18 protein-coding genes are annotated in these 24985 nt (G+C 67.6%); 9 read left to right on the top strand and 9 right to left on the bottom strand.

What is annotated here, in order from left to right; all coding sequences use genetic code 11:
* Positions 1-54 precede the first annotated feature (54 nt).
* Complete coding sequence (locus B2869_RS08300; protein ID WP_029259541.1) at positions 55-1032, top strand: carbohydrate ABC transporter permease; 978 nt, start codon at positions 55-57, stop codon at positions 1030-1032.
* On the top strand, positions 1029-1949 hold the full coding sequence (locus B2869_RS08295) for a carbohydrate ABC transporter permease (protein WP_029259542.1): 921 nt from the start codon (positions 1029-1031) through the stop codon (positions 1947-1949). The genes B2869_RS08300 and B2869_RS08295 overlap by 4 nt, the downstream gene beginning before the upstream one ends.
* A 7-nt stretch (positions 1950-1956) precedes the next feature.
* On the opposite strand, the gene B2869_RS08290 is transcribed toward B2869_RS08295, so the two are convergent.
* The 3 genes from B2869_RS08290 to B2869_RS08280 all read right to left on the bottom strand — a co-directional run bounded on the left by B2869_RS08290 (position 1957) and on the right by B2869_RS08280 (position 9835).
* Positions 1957-2349, bottom strand: a complete 393-nt coding sequence (locus B2869_RS08290; RefSeq protein ID WP_292764943.1) for a type II toxin-antitoxin system VapC family toxin — start codon at positions 2347-2349, stop codon at positions 1957-1959.
* Between the two features lie 211 nt (positions 2350-2560).
* Entirely contained in the window at positions 2561-7750 is a 5190-nt protein-coding gene (locus tag B2869_RS08285) for an endo-alpha-N-acetylgalactosaminidase family protein (RefSeq protein WP_292764938.1), read from the bottom strand.
* Positions 7751-8014: 264 nt separating this feature from the next.
* Positions 8015-9835, bottom strand: coding sequence for a glycoside hydrolase family 35 protein (locus B2869_RS08280; protein WP_292764935.1), 1821 nt, complete (start codon positions 9833-9835; stop codon positions 8015-8017).
* Positions 9836-9929: 94 nt separating this feature from the next.
* On the opposite strand from B2869_RS08280, the gene B2869_RS08275 reads away from it, so the two are divergent.
* Positions 9930-10961 carry a LacI family DNA-binding transcriptional regulator gene (locus B2869_RS08275; protein WP_021199181.1) on the top strand — a complete coding sequence of 344 codons (1032 nt, stop codon included), beginning with the start codon at positions 9930-9932 and terminating at the stop codon, positions 10959-10961.
* Between the two features lie 80 nt (positions 10962-11041).
* Here the strand turns inward: B2869_RS08275 and B2869_RS08270 are convergent, their stop codons facing one another.
* Complete coding sequence (locus B2869_RS08270) at positions 11042-12187, bottom strand: sensor histidine kinase (protein WP_292764928.1); 1146 nt, start codon at positions 12185-12187, stop codon at positions 11042-11044.
* A gap of 299 nt (positions 12188-12486) precedes the next feature.
* Between B2869_RS08270 and B2869_RS08265 the strand changes: the two genes are divergently transcribed.
* The 5 genes from B2869_RS08265 to B2869_RS08250 all read left to right on the top strand — a co-directional run bounded on the left by B2869_RS08265 (position 12487) and on the right by B2869_RS08250 (position 15553).
* Complete coding sequence (locus B2869_RS08265) at positions 12487-12636, top strand: aureocin A53 family class IId bacteriocin (protein WP_292764926.1); 150 nt, start codon at positions 12487-12489, stop codon at positions 12634-12636.
* 113 nt (positions 12637-12749) lie between these two features.
* Positions 12750-12893, top strand: coding sequence for an aureocin A53 family class IId bacteriocin (locus tag B2869_RS18745; RefSeq protein ID WP_373695400.1), 144 nt, complete (start codon positions 12750-12752; stop codon positions 12891-12893).
* Between the two features lie 75 nt (positions 12894-12968).
* On the top strand, positions 12969-13421 hold the full coding sequence (locus B2869_RS08260; protein ID WP_292764923.1) for a PH domain-containing protein: 453 nt from the start codon (positions 12969-12971) through the stop codon (positions 13419-13421).
* Complete coding sequence (locus B2869_RS08255; RefSeq protein ID WP_292764920.1) at positions 13414-14892, top strand: PH domain-containing protein; 1479 nt, start codon at positions 13414-13416, stop codon at positions 14890-14892. Before B2869_RS08260 ends, B2869_RS08255 begins: the two co-directional genes overlap by 8 nt.
* A 1-nt stretch (position 14893) precedes the next feature.
* Positions 14894-15553 (top strand): response regulator transcription factor, encoded by a 660-nt coding sequence (locus B2869_RS08250; RefSeq protein ID WP_292764917.1) that lies wholly within the window; start codon positions 14894-14896, stop codon positions 15551-15553.
* A gap of 71 nt (positions 15554-15624) precedes the next feature.
* On the opposite strand, the gene B2869_RS08245 is transcribed toward B2869_RS08250, so the two are convergent.
* Genes B2869_RS08245 through purM form a run of 3 tightly spaced genes read right to left on the bottom strand, consistent with a single transcriptional unit; the run spans position 15625 to position 19559 of the window.
* The gene (locus B2869_RS08245) at positions 15625-16953 is read right to left on the bottom strand and encodes a CynX/NimT family MFS transporter (protein WP_292764914.1); all 1329 of its coding nucleotides are present in this window, start codon (positions 16951-16953) and stop codon (positions 15625-15627) included.
* Positions 16950-18422, bottom strand: a complete 1473-nt coding sequence (gene purF / locus B2869_RS08240; protein ID WP_021199189.1) for an amidophosphoribosyltransferase — start codon at positions 18420-18422, stop codon at positions 16950-16952. Before purF ends, B2869_RS08245 begins: the two co-directional genes overlap by 4 nt.
* 6 nt (positions 18423-18428) lie before the next feature.
* Positions 18429-19559, bottom strand: coding sequence for a phosphoribosylformylglycinamidine cyclo-ligase (gene purM, locus B2869_RS08235; RefSeq protein ID WP_021199190.1), 1131 nt, complete (start codon positions 19557-19559; stop codon positions 18429-18431).
* Positions 19560-19645: 86 nt separating this feature from the next.
* On the opposite strand from purM, the gene B2869_RS08230 reads away from it, so the two are divergent.
* Positions 19646-20251, top strand: coding sequence for a hypothetical protein (locus B2869_RS08230; RefSeq protein WP_021199191.1), 606 nt, complete (start codon positions 19646-19648; stop codon positions 20249-20251).
* 3 nt (positions 20252-20254) lie between these two features.
* Here the strand turns inward: B2869_RS08230 and B2869_RS08225 are convergent, their stop codons facing one another.
* Positions 20255-20569: a hypothetical protein gene (locus tag B2869_RS08225; protein ID WP_021199192.1), complete on the bottom strand. Its 315-nt coding sequence runs from the start codon at positions 20567-20569 to the stop codon at positions 20255-20257.
* Between the two features lie 106 nt (positions 20570-20675).
* Positions 20676-24848: an HtaA domain-containing protein gene (locus B2869_RS08220; protein ID WP_292764906.1), complete on the bottom strand. Its 4173-nt coding sequence runs from the start codon at positions 24846-24848 to the stop codon at positions 20676-20678.
* Between the last annotated feature and the right edge of the window lie 137 nt (positions 24849-24985).

Here is a 24985-nt window from a genome sequence, read left to right as displayed (position 1 = left end):
TGTGCACGCGCAATCGTGCACTCCGCCGTCGTCTTGACCTCGAGAGGCGACACCATGGTCACAGTGACCGAAACGCGAGGTGCGGCACCGGCGCCGACATCGCGCATCCCCGCGGATCCCACACGCCGGCGCCGGTTCGGGACCCGACGCGAAGGTCTCACCGGATGGCTGTTCATGGCGCCGTTCGCGGTGCTGTTCGTGCTGGTCTTCCTGGTGCCGATCATCGTGTCGATCCGCTCGTCGTTCTTCGCGCAGGTGCCGTCAGGAGACGGACTCTACGGCGGCGGCGAACTCGTCGACACGTTCGTCGGTCTCGAGAACTTCGTCACCGCCGCGACCAACGGCGCGTTCTGGACGGGCATGGGTCGCGTCGTCCTCTATGCCGCACTGCAGATCCCCGTGATGATCTTCGTCGCGCTCGGCCTCGCCCTGCTGCTGGACTCGTTCATCGTGCGCCGTCCCACGCTCTTCCGGCTCTCGTTCTTCCTCCCGTACGCGGTTCCCGGCATCATCGCGGCGATGATGTGGCTCTACCTCTACACGCCCGAGGTGTCGCCCTTCCTGCCCTTCCTCCCCGAAGGCACCGACTTCATGGCACCGGGCACGATCCTGTTCTCGATGGCGAACATGACGACGTGGACCTACACGGGCTACAACATGCTGATCTTCCTGTCGGCGCTGCAGGCTGTTCCGCGCGACCTCTATGAGGCGGCTCGCCTCGACGGCGCATCCGGATTCCAGATCTCGATGCGCATCAAGGTACCGCTGGTGCGCGGGGCCGCATTGCTCGCCGTGCTCCTGTCGATCATCGGCACCATCCAACTGTTCAACGAGCCGGTGGTGCTGCAGGCCGCGAACTCGTGGATGGGCAAGGACTTCACCCCGATGATGCTCACCTACAACACGATGATGGGCGAGATCTCACCGTCCGGCAGCGGCCCGGCATCCGCATACTCCCTGCTCATGGCTCTGATCGCGGGCGTGCTCGCGATCGTGTACGCGCTGCTGCAGCGCCGGAAGGGCGACGCATGACCACCACGCGCCTCATCACCACCGAGCCATCCACGCGCCGACGCCCCCGTCGTCCGCGCGACGTGGATGCTCCGCCGCCCTCGATCGCCCCGACCCCGGTCGCGCGCGCGTTCGGCATCATCGCGCTCGTGATCGCGACGCTGTACTTCCTGGTGCCGGTGTACTGGCTCATCGTCGCCTCCACGAAGAACAACACCGACCTCACCTCGACCTTCGGCTTCTGGTTCGCCGACTGGAACCTCGGCACCAACTACGACAGCCTGATGAACTGGACCCAGGGTCTGTTCTGGCGCTGGGTCGGCAACTCGATGCTCTACTCGGTGAGTGCGGGCGTCATCGGCACCCTGTTCGCCGTGATGGCCGGTTACGCGATCGCGAAGTTCGCGTTCCCCGGCAAGCGCATCGCCGTGGGCGTGATCATGGCCGGGCTCCTGCTCCCGGTGGCGCTGCTGACGGTGCCGCTGTACATCGAGTTCCAGGCGCTCGGACTGACCAACACCGTCTGGGCGATCATCATCCCCTCGGCGGTGTCTCCGTTCGGTGTCTTCCTCGGCATGGTCTACGCCCAGTCGTCGGTGCCGACCGAACTGCTCGAAGCGGCTCGCATCGACGGCGCCGGCGAGGCCCGAATCTTCTTCACGATCGTGATGCGCCTGCTGGGTCCGGCGATGGTGACGATCTTCCTGTTCATCTTCGTCGCGACGTGGAACAACTTCCTGCTTCCCCTCATGATGATCTCGAGTCAGGATCTGAAGCCCGTGACCCTCGGTCTCTACGGCATGGTGAGCTACTTCGCCCCGGACAAGGGTGCGGTCATGCTCGGCGCCCTGCTCGGCGTCATCCCGCTCGTGCTGCTGTTCTTCGCCCTGCAGAAGTACTGGCGTTCCGGTCTCGCCGCCGGCGCAGTCAAGGGCTGATCCCTGGTCACTCGGGTAAGACAGGCACCTCGACTGCGCAATGGCCGGAGGCTGCACGCGCGAGCCTTCGGTCATGCGTGATTAGCGGGCACCCGAACACACTCGCGAGCGCGACATAGGCGGCGTCGTAGGCCGTCATGTTGTGGCGGAGTGCCAGGATGCGCGGAATGAGCGGCAGCGTGGGGTGCAGTTCGACGCGTAGCCGTGTGAGGTCGGCGGCTGCGGTCTCGAGTGCGGCATCGGCCAGCGCACCTCCTCGATTCAGGCCGCGCAACGCGGACGCCACCTCGACCGGCAACAGGTCAGGCGCGAGCAGCACTTCGTCGGTCAGACGCCGATGGAGGGCAGAGGTGGAACCGACGTTGCAGAAGACGTCGACCACGACGGATGCGTCGACCACGATCAACGCTTACAGTATGCATGCATTCCTCCCGATCGACTACGGATGCCATCCTGCGACATCGCAACAGGCCAACGCGCTGCGCAGGGGCAGTGCTCCGCGGAATCGGGACAGCCCGATATCGACACCGGTCGTGCAGGAAGCCTTTCTCGAGAGCGCAGACGAACGGCCCGGAGGCGGGATGCCTCCGGGCCGTTCATGCGTCTGCCGGTCAGCTCAGGCGAGGTCTCCGCAGCCACAGGGTCAGGCCGAGGCCCATCGCGAGCAGGGCCGCGAGCGCCGCACCGGACCAGATCGCGCCGTCGGCGCCGGTCGTCGCGAGGTTTCCTCCGCTTCCACCGCTGCCCGTCGCAGCCGTGACGGCGAGGTCGCCGCGAGCCAGCTCGATGCCCTGGGCATCGGTCGCGACGAGCGCGTGCGCGCCGGCCGGTGTCGACGCCGGGATCGTGACGGTCGCGACCGCGTCGCCTTCTGCTGATGTCGTCACCTCGCCGATCCGCACGGGCTCGGAGTGCAGCCACAGCTGCACCAGCGCATCGGTCTCGAAGCCGCTCAGCTGCACCGTCAGCGTCGCTCCGGCGGAGACAGAGCCGATGGAGGCCGTGACGGTCGCCTTCTTCCCCGGCTTCGCCTTCTTGACCTTCAGCGGTGCGCTCGCGAGTTCGGTGCCTGCCGCATCCCGCACGATGACCCGGTGCTTCCCGACCTCGGCGTTCGTCGGGATCAGCAGCCGCGTGGTCAACGCACCCTCCGCATCGACCGTGGCCTCCGTCAGTCTGGAGCCGTCGAGCCAGACCGAGACCGTCGACCGCGGCGCGAAGCCCGTGAGCGCCATGCCCACCGTCTCGCCGGCGCGCACCGTGTCGCTGTCGAGCCCGAGCTTCGGGTCGATCACCGGGTTGCACGCACTCAGGTCATCCGCAGGACGGGTCGCCGGGGCATGGCCGGCCCGCGGTGCTGAGGATCCGTAGACGGCCATCTCGGCGACTGCGGCGAACTGTGTTCCCGAGATCGAAGAGAGCGCCGTCACGCGGATGTAGCGAGCCGTGGTCTCCGCGAAGTCCACGTCCTGCCACTCGGCGATGTTGTTCCACTCCCCCGAGGCGACGGGCGTGTACGCCTGTCCGTCCGTCGAAACCGCGACCTCGTATCCCTTGATGGGTCCGTTCTGGTTGGCACCGCGACGCAGGTACGAGATGCCGTCGACCTGCTCGGCAGCACCGAGGTCGAACGTCAGCACGTGCGGGTACGAGGTGGCCGCCGAACTCCACCGACTGTGCCAGAACGTGCCGGCGTTGCCGTCGAGCATGTTCGCGGCAGCGCCGTCTTCGCCCGAGGTCTCCTCCGAGCTCGCCGTCGCGGAGATCTGCGCGTTGGGGATGCGTGCCCGCGAGGACACCGACACCTCCTGGGTCGTGCTGACCGTACGCACATCGCAGTCGGCGAGATACGTCGCCGCTATCCCGATGCCGACCGTCGTACCCGCAGCCTCTGCCGGCGCGGTGACCAGCCAGGTGGTCTCCACACTGTCGCCGGCCGCGACCTCGTCGAACAGGTTCGACGAACCGTCAGCGACCTCGACCACATAGCCCTCCGGAACCTCGAGCTGCACGCCGATGTTCTCCACGGCGATCGACTCGCTGTTGGTGAAGGTCGTCGTGAACGCGGTCTGCGCCCCGGGGCTCAGCACGCCCGCTTCGCCCGAGACGGTCGCACAGGGCGTGCCGCCGGCCGTGGGGCCGAGGTCGGTGACGGTGAAGTCGTCCAAGACGAAGTCCACGTCCGGTCCACCCACGCGCTCGAGTCCCACCCAGGTGTAGTCGCCGCAGCCGACGATCACGTCCTGCGAGAACGCCGTCGTCTCCAACGCCTGCGTGATGCCGGTGCGGCTGAGCGTGGTCGAGGTGACCTTGCCACCCGCCACCGCATCGGTGCCGGTGAGCCAGCGGTACGCCCCGCTCGCGCCAGCCTGATAGTCGAAGCCGATGCGGTACGAGTGCCCGGCCTGCAGCGGCACGAGCGTCGGATCCGTGCGGTAGACGATCCCGCTGTTCTCGGAGTGCGACATGAGCGAGTGGTCGCCGTTGAGCGTCGTGTCGACCGCCAGACCTGCGAGGGTCCCCGCATCGAACGGCTTGGCGGTGTTGCGCCAGTCACTGCTCGCGTACGGGTCATGCCGGCGCGAGATGCTCGTGCGCGGATCGTCGATCCCGTTGGCGTCGCCCTTCACGAACGGCCCCCAGCCCGCCTCGTTGCCCTCGAAGTCGTTCGAGTACACCGTGCCGGGTGCGAACGGGCCGGTGGTGTCGGCGGTGACGCGGGCATTGTCGATGCGCACCTTCGCGTCGCCGGCGACAGCACCGATCGAAACCCTCACCTCACCGGACGCCGGAGCGAGGAACGACGTCGAGCCGCGCTGGTAGTACTGGCCCGCCTTGGAGTCGGCGCGCATGTAGTTGTACGTCGGGGAGAGGTTCCACGTGCGCGTCACCGCCCCGGAGCCGGTGTCGACCGAGACGCTCACGTCACGGGTCGCGGTCGGATCGATCTGCACCTGAGCCGAGAACGCATACCGCTGGCCGGGAGTGAGCCCGGTCACGGTCTGCGAGATCGACGAGGCACCGGGGCCGAACACGGCGATGTTGTCGCCGCGGGACTCGTTCTTCGCACCGCCGAGGTCGGTACGTTCGATCGTCACATCGCCCTGGGGGTTCCACACCTCGAGCGAACCGGAGTTGAACCCCGGGTCGTCGAGACCGGCATCGCGGTACTCGACCGCCGCGCGCTGTGCGCCGCCCTGCGGCACCACGACGTAGGCCGTGCCCTTGTCACCGCTGAGCGTCAACTCACCGCCGTTCGCGGTGGCCGTACCGACCTTGACGCGGCCCTGGTCACCGAGTTCGAAGACGTCGAAGGTGGTGTTGCCCCGAAACGCGTCCGTGAGACCGAAGGTGTTCTCGCCGCCGGATGCGGAGTAGAAATACATCTTGTCGGCATCGACGGGCGAGCCGGCGTCCTGGTTCGACGCCAGCGACTGCCACGGAAGCAGGTAGGAGTCGCCGCGCAGCACCGTCGCGCCGTCCATGGTGACGACCCTGGTGCTGCCGTCCATCCGCACGGCCACGCCATCGGTCAGAGTCGCCTCCGTACCGGCCTCGTAGGTCAACAGGTCGAAGTGCTGCAGGAACTTGGTCGGCAGGCTCTGCGTCCAGATGTTGTCGATGAAACCGTCCCAATTGCGGTTGCCGACCCATCCCTCGGCGTCGACCAGACGCTGCTGGCCGAGCAGGGTGTCGTTGTTCCAGACGTCGGCCTGCCCGTTCTGGATGAAGCGCACCATCGTGGAGTTGATGCCCTTGTTGGTCACGCCCCCGTAGCTGAGGTCGTTCGGCCAGTGCGACCAGACCGTGCTGTCGACGAACTTGTCGCCCCACTCCGTCGCGACCTCGAGGTCCATGCCGTTCAGCTCGTCCGCGAGCTCCTCGGCGACCCACCCGTTGGAGTAGTACACGTCGATGTAGACGCCGCTGAGGCCGGGGACCTCGTCGCGCAGCTGCTGGAAGCGGTCGAGCACGCGCCCCGTGCCGAGGTCGGCCTGCTGGTTGATGTAGTACGACTGGTCGAGCCAGTTCCAGCCCGGCTTGTAGGGCGCCGCTCCGTCGATGATCGCGGAGTCGAACGCGTTCGCCTGCGGATACATCTCCGTGGCGTTGACGTGCACGCTCATGTCGGCGTTGAGCTTCGCCCCCTCGTCGACGAGGTTGTTCAGGTCGGTCAGCCCACCCGCGCGCTCGTTGTAGTTCCCGCCGTAGTCGGTGTTCGCGGAGTCATGGCCTTCGCTGCCGTAGCCCTTGTTGAGCACCCACTGTCCGAGGCCGTCGGTCTGGTTCGCGATGCGCTTGGTGTTGTCGAGGGTGAGGTCGAAGTAGTTCGTCGCGCTGGAGGCGAAGTTGAACGGGATCCTACTGACGACGCGCTCTGCGACCCGGTCGGCACCGAGACGCGGGGTGTCGACCTCGCGGTAGCGGATCGCGGCGTCCTGCCAGTCGACCGCCGCGTCACCGTTGCGGTCGGCGGCGAGGAGCACCGTGACCTTCGGCAGCGCGTAGGTGGTCACGCGGCTGTCGACGGCGGTGGTCGGGTGGATCAGCCAGGCGCTGGATCCGATCTCGGCGGTGCGTCCCGCCGTCTCGGTCACGCGCGTGGTCAGGCGCGTGTTCCAGGATGCTGTGCCGCCGGATGCCTGCGTCGTCGCGTTGGTGATGACACTGCCAACGAGCGCGCCGTTGCCCAGGAAGGCGAAGGCCGCCCCCTTCTGGCCGGTGGCCGTCGAGGCGTTGACCGCGATGTGCTCGTCGGCGTTCTTCGTGCTGTCGGGGCTGATCACGGTGCGGTCGAGCGCAGCACCGGCATCCGCGGCGCTCACGGAGAGGAACGCGTTGTACGGGAGTCCGAGCGTGGTCACGGTGGCCCCGCCTTCGACAGCGGTGACCTCGAACCCGACGGTCCCGTCCTTCGCGACGCGGATGCTGCTGCGCACGGTCACGTCGGTGCCGGTGAGCGTCGACACGTAGTCGACCCCGGTCGCCGAGGATGTCGAGGTGGTCGTCGACGGATAGGTGGTGCCGTTCACCGACCAGGTCTTCGCGGAGCTGCGCTGGCCGGCGATGCTCTCCCCGCCCACCCGGTATCCGGTGATGCGGGGGAACTCGGTCGACACGATGGCCGTCGTACCGCCGGCGGCGATCTCGACGGTCTCGTCGGTGTCGGGCGTCTCCGGTTCGGTGACGATCGGAGGCAGCGGCTCGTCGGAGAGGACCTCGATCTCGCCCGCGCCTCCCCCGGTGGTGCCCTGCGCGTCGATCACGAGCAACGCCACGTAGCGGCCGTCCTTGGCGGAATCCAGGGTGATGCGCTGCTTCTCGTCGTTCGCCGTCGGTGCGTGCAGCGTCGCCGTTGCCGAGGCCGCTCCCCATCCGCCGTCGGCCGGAGAGTTGCGCGCCACGTCCGGGTCATCGGTCACATAGACCTCCACCGTCTTGGCGGCGACGCCCTGACCCTTCTTGACCGAGTAGTCGAGGGCCTTCACCGAGAGCGAGCGCTGCAGGTCGACGACGATCCAGTGCGGGAACGGGGCATTCGCGGCATACCGTGATGTCCACTGCGTCGCGAAGTCGCCGTCGAACGCACCCAGCGCGGTGCCGTCGAGCGACGGCGGCGCCGGATAGGGGTCCGACTCGCTCGAGACCGCGTGCAGGCGGTAGTCGGTCTTGGGCACCGGAACGAGGTCGGCGGCCTGCGCGGCCGTCGCCGGGGTGAGCACACCGCCGATTGCGAGCGCGGTCGCCAGCACGGAGCTGAGAGCGACGGCGGCGCGGGGCGGTCGGGAAGGTTTCGACACGTCTTGCCTCTCGATCGGAGCGACGTCGGGAGGAGGGACGCCCCGGTGCGCCGCAAGTGGTCATCGACGATCACATCGATGTTTGCGCTATCACTGTAAGCGGACGCGGTCCCCTATATCAAGGCTTTTTGCCAGGCGAGCGCAAACATGCCTCGAAGTGCTGCGGCAGCGAAACCCACGCTCCGCGCCGAGACCCACCCTCACAGCCGCCTGAGACGATGGGTCTCGGCGCGGAGGATGGGTCTCGGAGCAGCAGCAGAGCGGTCAGGAGCCGATGAACTCCTCGGTCTCACCGAAGGAGGGCTGCTCGCGGATCTCGACCGTCGCGCCGAGTCCGTCGGTGTCGAGCACCACGATCTCGTTGCGGCCCGTCCGCCACAGCGGTGCCGGTGCGTACAGCGTCTCCTGCGGTCCGATCTTCCAGTACCGGCCGAGGAGGAATCCGTTCAACCAGACCATGCCCTTCGAGCCGTCGGGAAAGGCGAGCCAGGCGTCGAGCGGTTCGGCGATGTCGAACGAGGCCACGGCGACCCCGTCGGCGGCGGGGTCGGCGGAAGGGGAGGTCGCCGCAGGAGCGTCGTGCGGGATCAGTCGATGCGTCCACCCGTTGACCAGTCGGCGACCGATCATCACGCCGCGCATGATGCCCTTGCCCTCGCCGGTGTAGGGGCCGTAGTTGATGCGACCCAGGCTCTCGACGACGATGACGAGCCGGCCGGCGCCACCTTCGCGCGGTAGGGGAAGAGACGTCTCGCCATCGCGCTCGAGCACACCGAGCCGAGCGCCGTCGAAGAACACCACCGCCCGGTCATGCAGTCCGTCGATCGTGAGCACGGCCTCGGCGGGAAAGGACACGTCCGCCTGATAGGCGACCAGACCGTCTTCAGCACCGAGCTCTTCGAACGTGCGCGGTCGCGGTGAGACGTCGCCGGTCACGGGGAGAGTCGCGATCAGCTCCCCCAGTGAAGCCCGTGGCTCGAGCGGTGCGGTCGCGGCGCTCTGCCGCTGCGGATCGGCGGGGATCGGGGGGAGCTCACCCGCATGGAACGGCGCGAACATCGACCGCAGCGCATGGAACTTCTCGTTCAGCGTGCCGTCTTCGCCGATCGGCGCATCCGAGTCGTAACTGGTGACGGTCGGCTGCAGCACCTGGTCGTGGTTCGCCCCGTTCCAGAGGCCGAAGTTCGTGCCGCCGTGCGCCATGTAGAGGCTCACAGATCCGCCCGCAGCCAGCAACTCCGCGACCGTGCCGCCGGTGCTCGCGGCGGAGCGCACGTGGTGCCGCTCGCCCCAGTGGTCGAACCAGCCGCCCCACAGCTCGCTGCACATGAGCGCATCACCCTCGCGACGCAGCTCGACCGCCCGCGCGACGCCGGTACCGAAGGTGAAGGTCGCCATCGCGCCCGGAACACTGCCGTGCTCGATCATGTCGCCGGTGATGCCGTCGGCGGTCGTGAGCATCTCGACCATCCCTCGGCGACGGAGCCCCTCGCGCAGGTGTGCGAGGTAGGCGGAATCGCTGCCGAACGAGCCGTACTCGTTCTCGATCTGGATCGCGACGATCGGTCCGCCGTGCGACGCCTGCAGCGGAACGAGGCGGGGGATCAGAGCGTCGTACCACGCATCGACCGCCGCGAGGAAGTCGGCGTCGCTGGTGCGCAGCGCCGCGACCCGCCCCGACAGCCAGGACGGGATGCCGCCGTTGGACCACTCGGCGCAGATGTAGGGACTGGGGCGGAGGAAGACATCGAGTCCGACGTCTCCGGCAAGGCGGATGAAGCGCTCGATGTCGCGCCAGCCGTCGAAGCGCGCATCCCCCTCGACGCGCTCATGGAAGTTCCAGGCGACATACGTGTCGACCGTGTTCGCGCCCATCGCGGCGAGTCGACGGAGGCGGTCCTCCCACTGGTCGGGATGGACGCGGAAGTAGTGGATCGAGCCCGCCAGGATGCGGTGGGCGGCGCCGTCGCGGAGAATCTCCCCGTCGCGCCAGGTCATGGTGGGCGCGCCGATCGGCGACGCGGCGGCCGGGGCGTCGACGGCGACGGAAGAGTCGTCGAGAGCCGAGGCGAGAAGGTCAGGCATAGCGCTCCAAGCACGAGTGTTTGCGTTCACATTATCGCATCACACGACTCGCCGCCTCCTGGATTCACGCCGATTGATCGCTACCATTGAGCACATGTCACCTCGTCGCCCGAGAGACGACCGCGCCCCCAGCCAGGTCGATGTCGCCCAGCTCGCCGGAGTCTCCACGCAGACCGTCTCGCGCGTCATGTCCGGGCAGGACAACGTGCGCCCCGACACCGCCAGGCGCGTGCTCGCAGCGGTCGAAGAGCTCGGCTATCGCGTGCACGCCGCCGCCGCATCCCTCGCCTCCGGCCGCACCCGTGTGCTCGGTGTGATCGTCGTCTCGACCGACCGATACTCGTCGGCGGCCCTCGGCGTCGGCATCCAGCAGGCGGCTGCGGCGAACGGATACACCGTCTCGACGGCGGCCGTCGCCGACCACGCGTCGGCCGAGGCGTTCCTGGAGGCCTTCGACCGGCTGGAGCGTCAGGGCGCGGAGGGCATCATCCTCGGAGTGCCGGTCGAGCTCGAGAGTCCGGCCATGCGGGCGCGCACAGAGCGCACCCCCGCGACCCGCAGCGAGCGCACCTCTCTCGACGAAGACGCCCCGCTCGCCGTCGACCAGCGCGCGATCGCGCGTCTCGCCGTCGAGCACCTGCTCGATCTCGGGCACAAGACCGTCTGGCACGTCTCCGGCGACGACTACTGGACCGAGACGCAGCAGCGCAGCGAGGCGTGGGAACAGACACTCCGCGACCGCGGAATCGTTCCCCCGCCCCTGATCCCTGCCGACTGGACGCCCGAGTCGGGCTACCGCGCCGGTCGCACGATCGCGGCCATCCCCGAGGCCACGGCCGTGTTCGTCAGCAGCGACGAGATGGCGTTCGGCCTGATCCGCGCGCTGCACGAGGCCGGTCGCAGCGTTCCCGACGACGTCTCGGTGGTGAGCGTCGACGACATCGCCCTCGCCGCCTATGCCTCCCCCGCGCTCACCACGGTCCGCCAGCCCTTCGAGGCGATGGGCCGTGCGGCCGCGCTCCGGGTGATCGCTCAGATAGAGGGACACGATGCGGTCGGCGAGATGCCCTCCACCGACCCTCAGCTCATCGTGCGCTCGTCCACCGCGCCGCCGCGCTCTGCGTAGCGCCGCGTTCCGCGGAGCGCAGGGTTCCGCCTAGCGCAGGGCCCTGCGGAGCGCACAGGAGGCGGTCGCCGGACGGAAGCTCACGCCAGTGGCAGCGCCGCTCGCACCACCCACTCATCGCCCTCGATCGTCTGGGTGAACTCACCTCCGAGCAGACCGACTCTTTCTGCGAGGCGTGTCGTTCCGAATCCTCCAGAAGGCAGACGGTTGCGCAGGCCGGTGACGCCACGGCGATTCCTGACCTGCAGCGAGATGGTCTGCGCATCTGCTTCGACGTGAATGCGCACCGGCCCCTTCCGTCCGTGTTTCAGGACGTTCGTGGTGCTCTCACGGAGAACGCGTGCCAGAGCAGAGTCCATCATGCGAGGCACGGGTTGCGAGAGATTCGAACTCACCGCCGGTGAGTATCCCGCAGTGCGCAACGTCGCCACCATGTCGGTCAGTGTCGTCTCGAAGTCGTCGATCCGCCCTGTCGACACCTCGCCGTGGCCGGGTTCGATGAGGCGTCGAACGTCCCGAAGCGCGCGCCGAGCCGCATCACCGATCTCACGATGGATCTCGGCCCGCAGCACCGGATCGTCCTGACGTTCGACGACCCTGGCCTGCATCGCGATCGCTGTCAGGTCGTGCGCGATGACGTCATGCAGTTCGTCGGCAATGAGCAGACGCTCGTCACGGCGGAGTTCTGCCATCACGGATGCCTGTTCTCGGGCAGTCGCGGCCAACCGCTGTTCACGGCCACGCGCAGACCGCATCAGCAGCCCTGCGGCACCAGAGACCACCGCGATCAGGAGCCCGATCTCGATGAGGACCGGCTCGGAAGGTCGCAGCATGACGATCTTCGCCGCGCTCAACAGCAGCAGTCCGGCGAAGACGATGATCACTCGCGTGGATCCGGTTCTGACCACCACTCCGGTGGCCACGGCCAGCGCCGTGAAGGCGGACCCATCCCACCCGGTCAGGAACGCGAGGACCATCGCCGCAGCGAACATGGCCACGGCGATCGGCGGCGAGACCAAGAACACAGCGAAGAGCCCCGTGACCCCCAGGTCGAGCAAGCCCGCGAGAGTGAACGAGTTGCCGAGAGCCGCCGTGAGCAGGATGGTGCCCATCGCGCCGCCGACGACCACGAGGAGGACCACCCGCTCGGCCGTGTTCATCGGAGCGGGGGCCTCAAATGCGTGCGACGCGCCGGATGTCTGGAAGATGGTCCGCACGTTGCTCACAGTCCATTATCGCGACATCATCCACCTGGCACCGATATTCCGGCCGTCGCCCTTCCTTCCACTCGAAGTGTGGTCCCACGTCCACACCCGTCGGTACTTTCGTACCTCCTCACGACGATTCGACCTCGTGACGCATTGCAATGACATACATTTGTACCGCGAACTTCAACTTTGATCCCCTTTAAGGCGCACCGAGCAATCACGCCCCTTTCTTCGTGTTAGCTTTTCGACGGTCAGGCGGCAGAAGAGCCTGACAGCAATCTGCTCGAATGTCTCACCGAAAGGAAAGGGGGAAATCTATGTGGTCATTTCTAGCCAAAATCGGCGGCGCGGGAGTACGGGTCGTCAATTGGGCACGAAACAACTGGGGCACGGTTCAGAAATGGATCGATGCCGGGAAGTCCATCGATTGGATCATCCGCACCATCACCGGCATCATCGGCGGGTGACACACAACGTCGCGAAAGCACATCTTTTGTCGCGACTGTTCATCAACACTTACTCGACATCGGCCAACGAGGACTCGGGTGTCGTAATCGAAAACGCAACGGAGAAACATTAAATGGGTACAGTAATCAAGCTGGTCACGAAGTACGGCGCACAGGCCGTCGCTTGGGTGTGGAACAACTCGAAGCGCGTGGGCGAGATGCTGGCAAGAATGTCGCCTGAAGAAGTGGCGAAGGTTATCGCCCAAATGTTCGGATAAATCAATTCCGGGTGATGGCCTCGGGGTAGACTGAGGCCATCACCACCCACTCGACTCACCACAGAAAGAAATCTGATGCAACTGGCGCCCAAGGCCGTAGCCGTCGATATCTTGCGCGGGGCAATAGTGTGGGCGATACTCCTCATCGCTGCCGTCAGTCTGGTGCTCGGAATCCCGGCCCTGCAGATCCCCGTCGTGTTCGCCGCTCTGGTACTCGCCGTGATCGTTCTGATCGTCGAGCTCGCATGGCTGACGCCGGCCGCCGTGCGGAGCTTTCGCTATTCCGTCTCACCTGACGGAATCCATACTTCGGCGGGCGTCATCTTCAGGCGAGAGAACTTCGTCCCCATGCAGCAGATCCTTATCGTCGAGCGGCGCCAGGGACCCATCCTGCGATCCTTCGGGCTGGTGAAGGTGCGATTCCGGGTTCCCGGATCGTTCATCGACATCGACGGCGTCACGGACGACGCCTTCGCCGTTCTGCAACGAGAAGTCCGCTCGGCGCATGCTCCCGACGATCATGGTTGAGAGGAACAGCCGCGTCATGGTCGCGATCGTCTGTGTTCGCGCCCTCCTCGGTGGCACCCTCGGTCTCGCGGTCGCCCTTCTCATCAGCGCTCTGGTCGGCAAGGCCGTGCCGCTCGCCGTCTACCTGATCCTGATCGTCGGGTTCGTCGTCCGCCTCGCACTCGCCGTGGCCGAGTGGCGAACAACGACGTATCAGCTCCTCGAGTCCGAACTCGTCTACCGGTCAGGGTACGTCAACTCGAGTTCGTTGCAGGTTCCGTGGTCGAGCGTCCGGGGTGTGCACGTCGAGACACCCTGGCTTCTGCGGCTGTTCGGGCGTTCGGAGCTCAGGGTCGCGCACGGCGCCGGGGAGACGAGCGATGTTCATTTCAAAGCGCTTTCTCCCGCAGCCATCGCTGAACTGCGCACCCGCATCGAGAGCACCCAGACCGTGGGTGCTCTCGATGTACGGTTCTCGGACGACACCGAGGACTTCACACGCGCAGGTATCTGGCTGTACGCCTTCACGCATTCGCGGTGGTACGTCATCTTCCCCCTCGCCATCGCCGCGATCGGATTGCTCTCGCAGTTCCTGGAACGCGACATCATTCAGACTTCATTCCACCTGTGGCAGTGGTTGACCCAGCTGCCGGTCGAGATGCTGATCGTCGTGCTGGCGGGCATGTGTGCGTTGGCGACGGCGACGGGTGTCGTTTCCCGGTTGGTGGAGATGTCGAACTTCCGGATCCGTCAGACGGAGGAACTCATCGAGACCCGACAGGGACTGCTCTCGACGAGAACGCGAACGATCAACGCCACGGACATCACCCTGCTCGACCTGCACCAGCCACTCCTGTTCCGTCTGGCTCGTCGCAGTATCGTTCGCGTGTCGGGCGGATCGGGTGAGGGAGACCCACCCAATTTCGTGTCACCTCATGCGACGGCGCAGGAGGCGACCTCAGCGATTCGCAGCGTCTTCCGGGGCCACGACGAAGGCACCCTTCTCGCTCGGTCGAGGATCTCCGGCCTGCTCACCATCGGTGGTCTCTGGATCGGCGTGATCATACTCATCCAGTCGTTGATCGGCACGGCCTGGTCGGTTGCGGCAGGGGCAACTCTGATTGCCATCGTCGCATTCTGGATCGTGCGCGCACCGACAAGGCTCTTCCTCTCGCGCGACGGGGTCGTGGAGATTCGTCGAGGAGTTCTGTTCCGCCGGAGATTCCTCTTCCGGGCATCGTCGATTCTGTACTACGAATCCGTCGTCAGCCCTGTGGGTCGATGGCTCCCTGCGAACAAGTTGAAGATCACGATTGCCGACAGAGGTACTCGTGACATCTCCGTGAGGGCTGTCCCTCTGGCAGAGGTGCATGTGGCGGTTCAGGCACTCGCCCGATTGGATCAGGTCGGGACGTATCGATACAGCCGGATTCCTGAGGTGATGGAGGACGAGACAGACGACATGCGCGATGACGTCGGCGCGATGGGATGACATGCGACCGATACGTGTGGTGATCGTCGATGACGATGCGCTGGTACGTCGCGCATTGAGGGTCTTCCTCGAGGATGCGGATGACATCGAGGTCGTCGCTGAGGCACCGGACGGCATAGCCGGCGTCGCCCTCGTCGAGCAGCAGCGGCCCGACATCGTCCTCCTCGATATGCAGATGCCCCGTATGGGCGGCGTCCAGGCAGCGCACGAGATCGTTCGGGCCGTCCCGAACGCCCGGATTCTGGCGATCACGACCTTCGGCTCCATCGACATGATCCTGCCGATGCTTCGTGCCGGCGCGTCAGGCTATCTTCTGAAGGATGCCGAGCCCGAGGCGATCATCGACGCCGTCCGCCTTGTTCACGCGGGGGCCGCAGCACTGTCCGCCGCGATCACCGCTCGCCTGATCGAAGCCGCTCAGACCGGTGATGTCGAGACTACCGACGAGTTCCCCGACGGACACCTGCTGTCGGAACGGGAGCATGAGACTCTCATGCAACTGGCGCTCGGGCGTTCGAACGCCGAGATCGCTCGGTCCATTCATGCGTCGGAGAGCACAGTGAAAACACATGTCAGCAGCATCATGGCCAAATGGCGTGTGAACAGCCGTGTGCAGATCATCATCCGCGCGGCCCGTGGAGGGCTCGTCCGATTCGACTGAGAACCACCGAGACAGGGCCGAAGTGCACGATTATCCCGCGTCGACCCCGCGCCGGCAACCGGCCCGCAGACTCACCAGCGACCGTGCCGGTGCTCCCACTCGTCCTCGACCGTGCGGCGCCGCCCCGCGACGATGCCGGCGGGGATCGCGACGATCAGCACACCGGCGATGACGAGAAGCGGAATCCGCCAGCCCGCGGTCGTCTCGTGGAGCAGACCGACCAGCAGGGGGAAAGTCGCCGCGATGGCGTAGCCGATGCTCTGCACGAAGCCGCTCAGTGCCACCGCGCTCTCCGGAGTGCGGGCGCGGATGCTGAGCAGCACCAGACTCAGCGGGAACATGATGGCCGTGAGCCCGAAGATGCTCACCCACAGCGGCAGGGCCACGGTCGGCGCGAACAGGAAGCCGGCGAGCCCCACCAGCCCTCCGCCGACCGCGACGAAGAAGAGCGGGCGCGTCGCCTGGAAGCGCACGACGAGGATCGGCACGAGCAACGAGCACGGGAGACCGATCAGCGCGAAGAGGGAGAGCAGGAAGCCTGCGGTCGCCGGGGTGACGCCACCGATGTCCACGAGCATGGTCGGCATCCACGCGAACGAGACGTACGCCATGGTCGACGACGCCCCGAAGACGATCGCGAGCGCCCAGGCGAGCGGAAGCCGCCACAACCGGGCGAAGTACCGGCGGTTCGCCGGGGTGGTCGAGATCGGACCGGTCGCGACGGCCACCGCATCCTGCACGTCGTCGACGTCATCGGTCGGGTCGGGGACCAGGGGCTCGTTCTTCACCGGCTCGCGCTTCACCGGCTCGACCGCCCGCGAGCCGTTCTTCAGCAGCAGTGCCACCCAGGGCACCAGCGCGATACCCGCGACGATGCCCCACATCCCCAGCGACACCCGCCAGCCGAGAGAGTCGGCCACCGGCACGGCGACCAGCGGGGGCAGGAACGTCGATACCGCCATCGTGGTCGAGTAGATGGTCATCATCACCCCGAGCCGATCCGGGAAGTACTTCTTCACCAGCGGCGGGAGGAGCACGTTGCCCGAGCCGACGCCCGCGAACACGACCGCGGTGGCCGCGAGCAGAGTCGTCGAATCGAACGCGAGACCGCGCAGCAGCAGCCCCAGAGCCATGAGCGTGATCGCGGCGACCGCCATCCGCTCCAGGCCGAATCGACGCTCGAACAGCGGCGTGAGCAGACCGAAGATCGCGAAGCAGACCGGCGGTGCGGCACCGATGAGGCCGACGACGACCGGCGAGACCGGGAAGTCCTCGGCGACGTGGTCGATGACCGGTGACAGGGAGGCGACCGCCGAGCGCAGCGAGAACGCCACCAGGACGATCCCCACGAGTGCGAGAGCCCGACCCTGCCAGAGCGGTCGCGCACTCGGCATCGTCATGAGGTCTGTGACCCCTCCACCCAGGCCAGGTATTCATCCGAGACGGTGCCGGTCACGTACCGGCCGTCGAAGCAGCTCATGTCGAGATCGGTGAGCGCCGAGCCCTCGATGATCGCGGCCTTGAGGTCTTCGACCTCCTGGTAGACCAGGTGATCGCAACCGAGCTCCTCGGCGATCTCGGGGATCGTGCGCCCGTGCGCGATGAGCTCGTGGCGCGACGGCATGTTGATGCCGTACACGTGCGGGTGCCGCACGGGAGGCGCAGCGGAAGCGAACGTGACCGAGGCGGCGCCGGCATCGCGCGCCATCTGGATGATCTCCTTGGAGGTGGTGCCCCGCACGATCGAGTCGTCGATCAGGAGCACGTTCTTGCCCTGGAACTCGGTCGACATGGCGTTGAGCTTCTGGCGCACGCTCTTCTTGCGCACCGCCTGTCCCGGCATGATGAAGGTGCGGCCGACGTAGCGGTTCTTGTAGAAGCCCTCGCGGTACTCGATCCCGAGCTTGCGGGCGACCTCCATCGCCGCAGGGCGCGACGAGTCGGGGATCGGCATGACCACGTCGATCTTGTCCATCGGCACGTGCTTGGCGATCGTGTCGGCGAGCCGGTCGCCCATGCGCAGACGCGACTCGTACACCGAGATGCCGTTCATGACGGAGTCGGGACGGGCGAGGTAGACGTACTCGAAGGCGCACGGTGCGAGAGTGGCGGCCGTGGCGCACTGCTTCGAGAACAGCTCTCCGTCGTTGGTGATGAAGATCGCCTCGCCGGGCTCGACCTCGCGCACGACGTCGTAGTCGCCGTTCTCGAGCACGAGCGACTCGCTCGCGACGACCCACTCGTCCTTGCCCTCGGCGCCGGGGACGGTCGAGGGACGACGGCCCAGGATCAGCGGACGGATGCCGAACGGGTCGCGGAAGGCGAGCAGACCGTAGCCGGCGATGACGGCGATCACGGCGTAGGCGCCTTCGATGCGCTCGTGCGTGCGCGCCACGGCCTCGAACACCCGCTCGGGGTCGAGGTCGACGGTCGAGGTCGTGTTCTGCAGCTCGCCGGCGAGCACGTTGAGCAGCAGCTCGGTGTCGCTGGAGGAGTTGAGGTGGCGGCGATCGCGCTTGGCCATGTCGGCAGTGAGCTCACGCGTGTTGGTGAGGTTCCCGTTGTGGATGAGGATGATGCCGTACGGCGCGTTCACGTAGAACGGCTGCATCTCCTCTTCGTTCGAGGCCGTGCCCTTGGTGGCGTAGCGCACGTGGCCGAGACCCACGTTGCCGAGCAGGGCTCGCATGTCGCGGGTGCGGAACGCCTCACGGACCATTCCCTGCGCCTTGGCGTTGTGCATCACGCCGTTCGCCTCGGCGGTGGCGATTCCCGTCGCATCCTGGCCGCGGTGCTGCAGCAGCAGGAGTGCGTCGTAGATGTCCTGATTGACCGGGGCAGAGCCCACCATTCCGACGATGCCGCACATGGGCTCTTACTTCGCTCCGTCCGCGTAGGCGCCGACCAGGCGCACTGCTCCACCGTCGACGCCCTTGGCGCCCTGTTCGAACTCGCCGGCCGGACGCGGCCCGAAGCCGACGGTCCCGACCTGCCACGAGGGCATGCCCTCGGCGTTCAGCGCCGCGATCGCGGCATCCTTCTTCTCCGCAGCGACCACGGCGAGGAAGCCGATGCCGAGGTTCCAGGTGCCCTCCGCCGACTCCAGCGTGGACCCGGCGATATCGCTGAGCACGCGGAAGACCGGGCTCGGCGACCAGCTGCTGCGGTCGACCTCGACCCAACTGCCCTGCGGGAGCACGCGCGCGAGGTTCGCCGCGATGCCTCCGCCGGTGACGTGGCTGAGGGCGTGCACGCCGCCGGTGCCGGTCGAGGACCCGAGCTGCTCGATCAGGCGCAGCAGGGGAAGCGTGTAGAGGCGGGTCGGCTCGAGGAGCGCTTCACCCCAGGTCGTGCCGAAGTCGGCGGCGTTGTCACCGTAGCCGATGCCCGCGCGGGTCACGATGTGACGAACCAGGGAGTAGCCGTTGGAGTGCAGTCCGCTGGAGGCGACCGCGATCACCGCGTCGCCGTCCTGCACGAGTTCCGCGCCGAGGATCGCATCGGCCTCGACCACTCCGGTCGCCGCTCCCGCCACGTCGTAGTCGCGGGGGCCGAGCAGGCCCGGGTGCTCCGCGGTCTCTCCGCCGACCAGCGCGGTGCCGGTGGCCGAGCACGCCTGCGCGATGCCGCGGACGATGTCGGCGATCCGCTCCGGGACGACCTTGCCGCACGCGATGTAGTCGGTCATGAAGAGCGGCTTGGCGCCCACCACGACGATGTCGTCGACGACCATGCCGACCAGGTCCTGCCCGATCGTGTCGTGCTTGTCGATCGCCTGCGCGATCGCGACCTTCGTGCCGACGCCGTCTGTGCTGGTCGCGAGCAGCGGGCGACGGAAGTCGCGCAGCGCGCTGGCATCGAACAGGCCGGCGAAACCGCCGACACCGCCGAGCACTTCGGGACCGTGCGTCGCGCGCACGGAAGACTTCATCAGCTCGACGGCGAGATCACCTGCAGCGGTGTCGACGCCGGCTTCGGAATAGGGATTGGTGGGGGAGGCAGCCACGTCTCCAGCCTACCGCCCACGGCCGGTCCGACTCTCCGCGAAGTCGGACCTCGGATCCGGAGCCCCGAGCCGCCTACGATGGGGCCATGGCCGACAAGCCGCAGTGGCTCATCCGCGAAGACGCGAGCGTACCCGTGCTCGTCGCGCTCGCGCTGCGGCAGCGCCTCGGCATCCGGGTTCCGGAAGACCTGCCGAGCCTCCGCGAACTCGCCGTCCGCGCGCCGGATGCCGTCGACGCCTCCCCCACGATCGAGGCCCAGTGGCGCGACTACTGGGACATGACGGTCGAGCCGCGCGCGCATCCTTCCGACGTGCCACTCGAGCTCATCGACGGGTTCGACACCCTGGTCGCCCTGCCCGCCCACGGTGCGGAGGAGCTCACAGCGGCCATCGCCCCGCAGGCGACGTCGGCTCTGCTCTACGCGCGCGCCGCGCACGACCGCTACGTGAGTTCGATGAAGAGCCACACCGGCGGCGACGCATACCGCGCTTATGCGAGTGCGATCGCGGAGTTCGAGCGCGAAGTCGGCCGACGCGCGCACTCGTTCGAGCTCAACGTGCAGGTGCTGCCGTTCTCGCAGCGCGGCATCTGGTGGATCGGGGCGCTCACGGTGGCGGTGACCGACGGTCTGCGCCGCGACGTCGTGGCGTTCGACGCCGCGATCCGTCCGGTGATCGCCGAGCTGGCCTAGAGCTCAGTCCTCGTCGACGACGGTTTCGCGGTCGACCCGGACGACGCGGTCGTGACGGCGGGCGATGCGCTCCAGGATCAGACCGGTGACGCCGCCGAGCGCGATGCCGATCGGCACCGTCCACAGCAGCAGGAAGCCGAACACCTGACCGGGCGGGTAGACGACGTCGAGGGCCTGCGACTCGTCGAAGCTGCCGGTCCAGGTGAGGATGCCGGCCGCGATCACGCCGACCACGACGCCGATGCCCATGAGCACGCCGTACCGCGGCACACGGCGCACGGTCGCTTCGACGGTCTGGTGGGAATCGGTGGGGGCCATGCATCCATTGTCCCACCGCCGACGCATGTCGCGTACCCGGGTCGTCGCGGAAGAACGGCCCTCCCCGCGTCCGCTGCAGGAAGGGCCGTTCCGTATCGCGTCTCGACTAGACCTCGGTCGTCGTCTGCGCGGTCGCGTCCTCGCGGTTGCGGCGGGAGATGAGCACACCACCGGTCGCCGCCAGCGCCACGACCACCAGGCCGCCGACGATCCACGGCCACACCGGAGCGTCCCCGGATGCAGCGGGCTCGGTCGCGGTGGTCACCGCGGCGGTGGCCTCGGAATCGGAGGCGGGCTTCTCCTCCGCGACGCCGCAGGCCGCGCCCACCGGGATCACGGCGGTGACCGGGTCGAGCTGCTCACCTGCGGCGTAGGTGCCGAATGCGGATGCTCCGGCCTCGGTCAGCGTGGTCGGGACTGCGTTGAGCGTCAGCACGCCGTCGACGACCGCCGCGTCGCCGAGCGCGAACTCCGCGAGGCGAACGCCCTGCTGATCGATGCTCTCGCCGCCCTGCGTGGTGCCGGTCACGTCGAAGACCAGGTAGCCCTTGTCTCCGGCGAGCTCGACGGCGGCGTTCGCGAGCGTCGTGTTCAGCGCACCGTCGTGACCTGTGAAGGTGATGCTGCCGCCGTAGGTCACGAGGCCGGTGAGGGTCTCGTCGTCGAACGAGCCGGTGCCGTTCTCCCACACGTAGTCGGGGTAGCGGTAGGCGACGTCGGTGAGGGTCCACCCACCCTTCGCGATGCCCTCGATGTAGGTACGGAACGACTCCTTGTATCCCCACTCGAGCGTGGCACCCTCGACCGTGCAGACGCCGATCGCGGCGGTCGCCCTGTTCAGGGTGAACACGAGACCGCGGCTCACGGATCCCTGGAACGTGAGCGTGTGCTCGCCGTCCTCGAGACTCGCAGGGAGGGCACCCGACCAGGTCGCGACACCGTCCGCGTCGGCCGTCACCGTCTCGAGCAGCACGGGGGTCGAGTACACGACGACCTTGATGCCGGTCTCGTTCGCGCGGAACCCGGATGCCGACACTGTGGCCGGCTGGCCGGACGCCAGTGCGGACAGATTGGCCTCGTCGACCTCGATGCCGGCGGTCGCCGGCGGAGTCGCCGGGAGCGTCGTCTTGGGCTTCACGACCGCCGCAGCCACCGTGCCGCTCGACCCGGCGGGTGCCGCGGAGACCGAGCCGATCGTGAACGTCACCGGATTCAGCGTGGTGCCGTAGCCCGACAGCACACGGTCGCGTCCCTCCGCGGTCAGCGCCGCGGGGGCCGCCGTGTAGGTCACCGCACCGTTGGCCGTGATGCGCGCCGCGTTGGAGAGATCGAGCGTCGCGAACGGCACCTGTGCGCCGCCGCTCGTGACGTACAGCGTCGCCGCCGATGCCGAGGTGATGCGGATCTGCGGGTTCGACACGGTCACATCGAGCACGCCCTGGTGACCGGTGAAGCGCACCGAGCCGCGATAGACGACGCTGCCGAGGCCGGTGTTCACGTCGAAGTCGCCGCCGACGGTCTGACCGAACTGGAACTGCCCGCCCGAACGGGTCGCGCCGTCGGATACCGCGATAGAGCCCTTCGCGATGTCACCCGTGATGTAGTTCGTGAACGACGACGAGATCGCCCAGCGGAGCGAACCGCCGGGGACGCTCGCCGGCGGATTCGTCGGGGTGACCGGCTTCTCCGGCACCTCCGGCACCTTCACGTCGAGCAGGGCGTCCCACTGCGCGGGCGTGATGGTCACGGTCGAGCGGGCGTAGATCGTGCTCGCACCGGGATTCGAGTGCTGCTGCCACACGATGACCTCGTACGCCTTGGTGCGGTCGAGGTTCTTCGCTGCCGTCGTCAGATCGAGCGAGAGTGCTCCGAACGTGACCTTCTGCGCCCACTGCATCGCGAGGAATCCGCCTTCGGCGTTCACCGCTCCCTCTGTTCCGGCCTCGATCAGTGCGACGTAGGCGCCGGGGATCTCGCCGAGATTCCTGGCGGCGGCGGTGACGGTCAGACCGTCCTTCGCCGTCGCCGTCTTCACGGTCGTGACGACGGCCGGCCCTGCCGGGAAGAGCGTGTCCCACTGCGCGTCGGTCACCGTGACCGTGCTCCGCGCGTAGATCGTGCCGGCATCCGGCATCGAGTGCTGCTTCCAGACGATGACCTCATAGGACTTCGTGCGGTCGAGCGTGTCGGTGGCCGCCGTCAGGTCGACGGCGAACGCGCCTCCGGAGATGTTCCGCACGTACTGCATCGCGAGGAAACCACTGCTGCCGGTGACGTTCGCCTCGGTGCCCTTCTCGATCAACGCGACGTAGGCGCCGCTGACCGCACCGAGCGCCGAAGCGGATGCCGTGACGGTCAGGCCGTCCTTCGCCGTCGCGGCCTTCACGGTCGCGGTCACGACGGGCGCGACACCGTAGTTCAGGGCGACGCTGCGCTCCTGGTCGGCGTTGACCACTCCCCCGGCGGCATACGTGTAGATCCCATAGGAACCGGGGGCCGCCGCGGCGTCCTTCAGCGTCAGTGTCGCCTGGAACGTGCCGTCGGCCGCGATGTCGACCCACTGCGCGCGGATCGCGCTCTGGTACTGCGCGGGAACCTGATTCAGCACGCCCTCGGCCAGAGCCCACGTCTGCGCACCGACGGAACGGCTGGAAGATGCCGCACCCGTCGAGGGCTGCCATGCCGAAGCGAAGTTGCCGAACACCACGTAGGTGCCCTGCGGAAGGTGCTTGGGAATCGGCATCCCGCGTCCGCCGATGTTCGCGCCGGGGTCGTAACCCGAGCCCTTCACGACGACCTTGTCGCCGGACTTGAGCGCCACACCGGCGGCCGGAGTCGTGCCGTCGGCGAGGAACACCTCGATCGCCGGGGAGGACGGGGCCGGCCGCAGGCTCTCCCACTGCGCATCGGTGATGGTGATGGCCGCGCGGGCGTAGATGGTGCTCGCGTCGGGGTTGGAGTGCTGCCTCCACGCGATCACCTCGTACGACTTCGCACGGTCCAGCGTGTCGGCGGCGGCGGTCAGGTCCACCGTGAAGACGCCGCCGGAGATCGGGCGCACGTACTGCATCGCGAGGAACCCGCCGCTGCCGGTGACGTTCGCCTCGGTGCCCTTCTCGATCAACGCGACGTACGCACCCGGGATCGCTCCGAGCTTGGTGCCGGATGCCGTGACGGTCAGACCGTCTTTCGCCGTCGCGGTCTTCACCGTCGCGGCGACCGCGGGGGTCTCGGTGTAGTTCAGGGCGACGCTGCGCTCCTGGTCGGCGTTGATGACGCCGCCGGCCGCGTAGGTGTAGACCCCGTAAGAGCCGGGCGCCGCCGCGGCATCCTTCAGGGTCACCGTCGCCTGGAACGTGCCGTCGGCCGCGATGTCGACCCACTGCGCGCGGATCGCGCTCTGGTACTGCGCGGGAACCTGGTTCAGCACGCCCTCGGCGAGAGCCCAGGCCTGAGACCCTGAGGATCGCGTCGCAGAAGCGGCACCCGTCGAGGGCTGCCATGCCGAAGCGAAGTTGCCGAACACCACGTATGTGCCCTGCGGAAGGTGCTTCGGGATCGGCACACCACGGCCCTCGGTCCCGAGGTTCGCCGCCGGGTCGTAACCCGAGCCCTTCACGACGACCTTGTCGCCGGCCTTGAGCGCCACACCGGCGGCCGGAGTCGTGCCGTCGGCGAGGAACACCTCGATCGCCGCCGACTTCGGGGTCTCGCCCGGGTCGGTCCCCGGATCCGTACCGGGGTCGGTCCCCGGATCCGTACCGGGGTCGGTCCCCGGACCGGTACCGGGGTCGGTTCCCGGATCGGTGGGGGCGGCACCGAAGACCGCGTCCCACTGCCCGGCCGAGATGCCGACGTCGCCGCGGCCGTAGATCGTGGTCTCGTTCGGGTTCGAGTGCTTCTGCCAGACGAGAACCTCATAGGTCTTCGTGCGGTCCAGCGAGCCGGCCGGTGCGTCGAGCGTGAACGTGCTCGCCCCTCCGGCGACGGTCGGCATCACGAAGGCGGCGTACCCGCCACCACCGGAGAGGCCCGCTTCCGTCCCCTTCACGATGAGCGCGGCGTATGCGCCCTCGACTTCAGGCAGACCGCTCGCCTGCACCTGCACACTCACTCCGGAGGCGCCTGCGGAGGCGACCGTGGCAGTGACCATCGCACCGGCGGCGTGCGCGGGCGGCACGATCACGGCGCCGGCGGCGATGAGGAGGAAGGAGACGAAAGCGGCGAGCAGCACGCGTATGCGTGCGCTCCCGGGGGATGCTGTGGCTGTGGCGTTCACGGTTCTCCATGGCTCCGGGCGCGCAGAAGCACACGCGCGCCGGCGGTGCCGCAATGCAGTCGGGCGAGGGTTGGATGTTGGTTAGGCTCAGCTAAGTAAGCCGCCGCCCCTGAGCGTAGAGGGGGGAATCAGCACGC

Origin of the sequence: Microbacterium sp. UBA3486 (assembly GCF_002377845.1) — a bacterium.
In the GTDB taxonomy this organism is placed as follows: domain Bacteria; phylum Actinomycetota; class Actinomycetes; order Actinomycetales; family Microbacteriaceae; genus Microbacterium; species Microbacterium maritypicum_A.
Note: the sequence above shows the minus strand (reverse complement) of the source record. Positions and strands in the feature narration are given on the sequence as shown.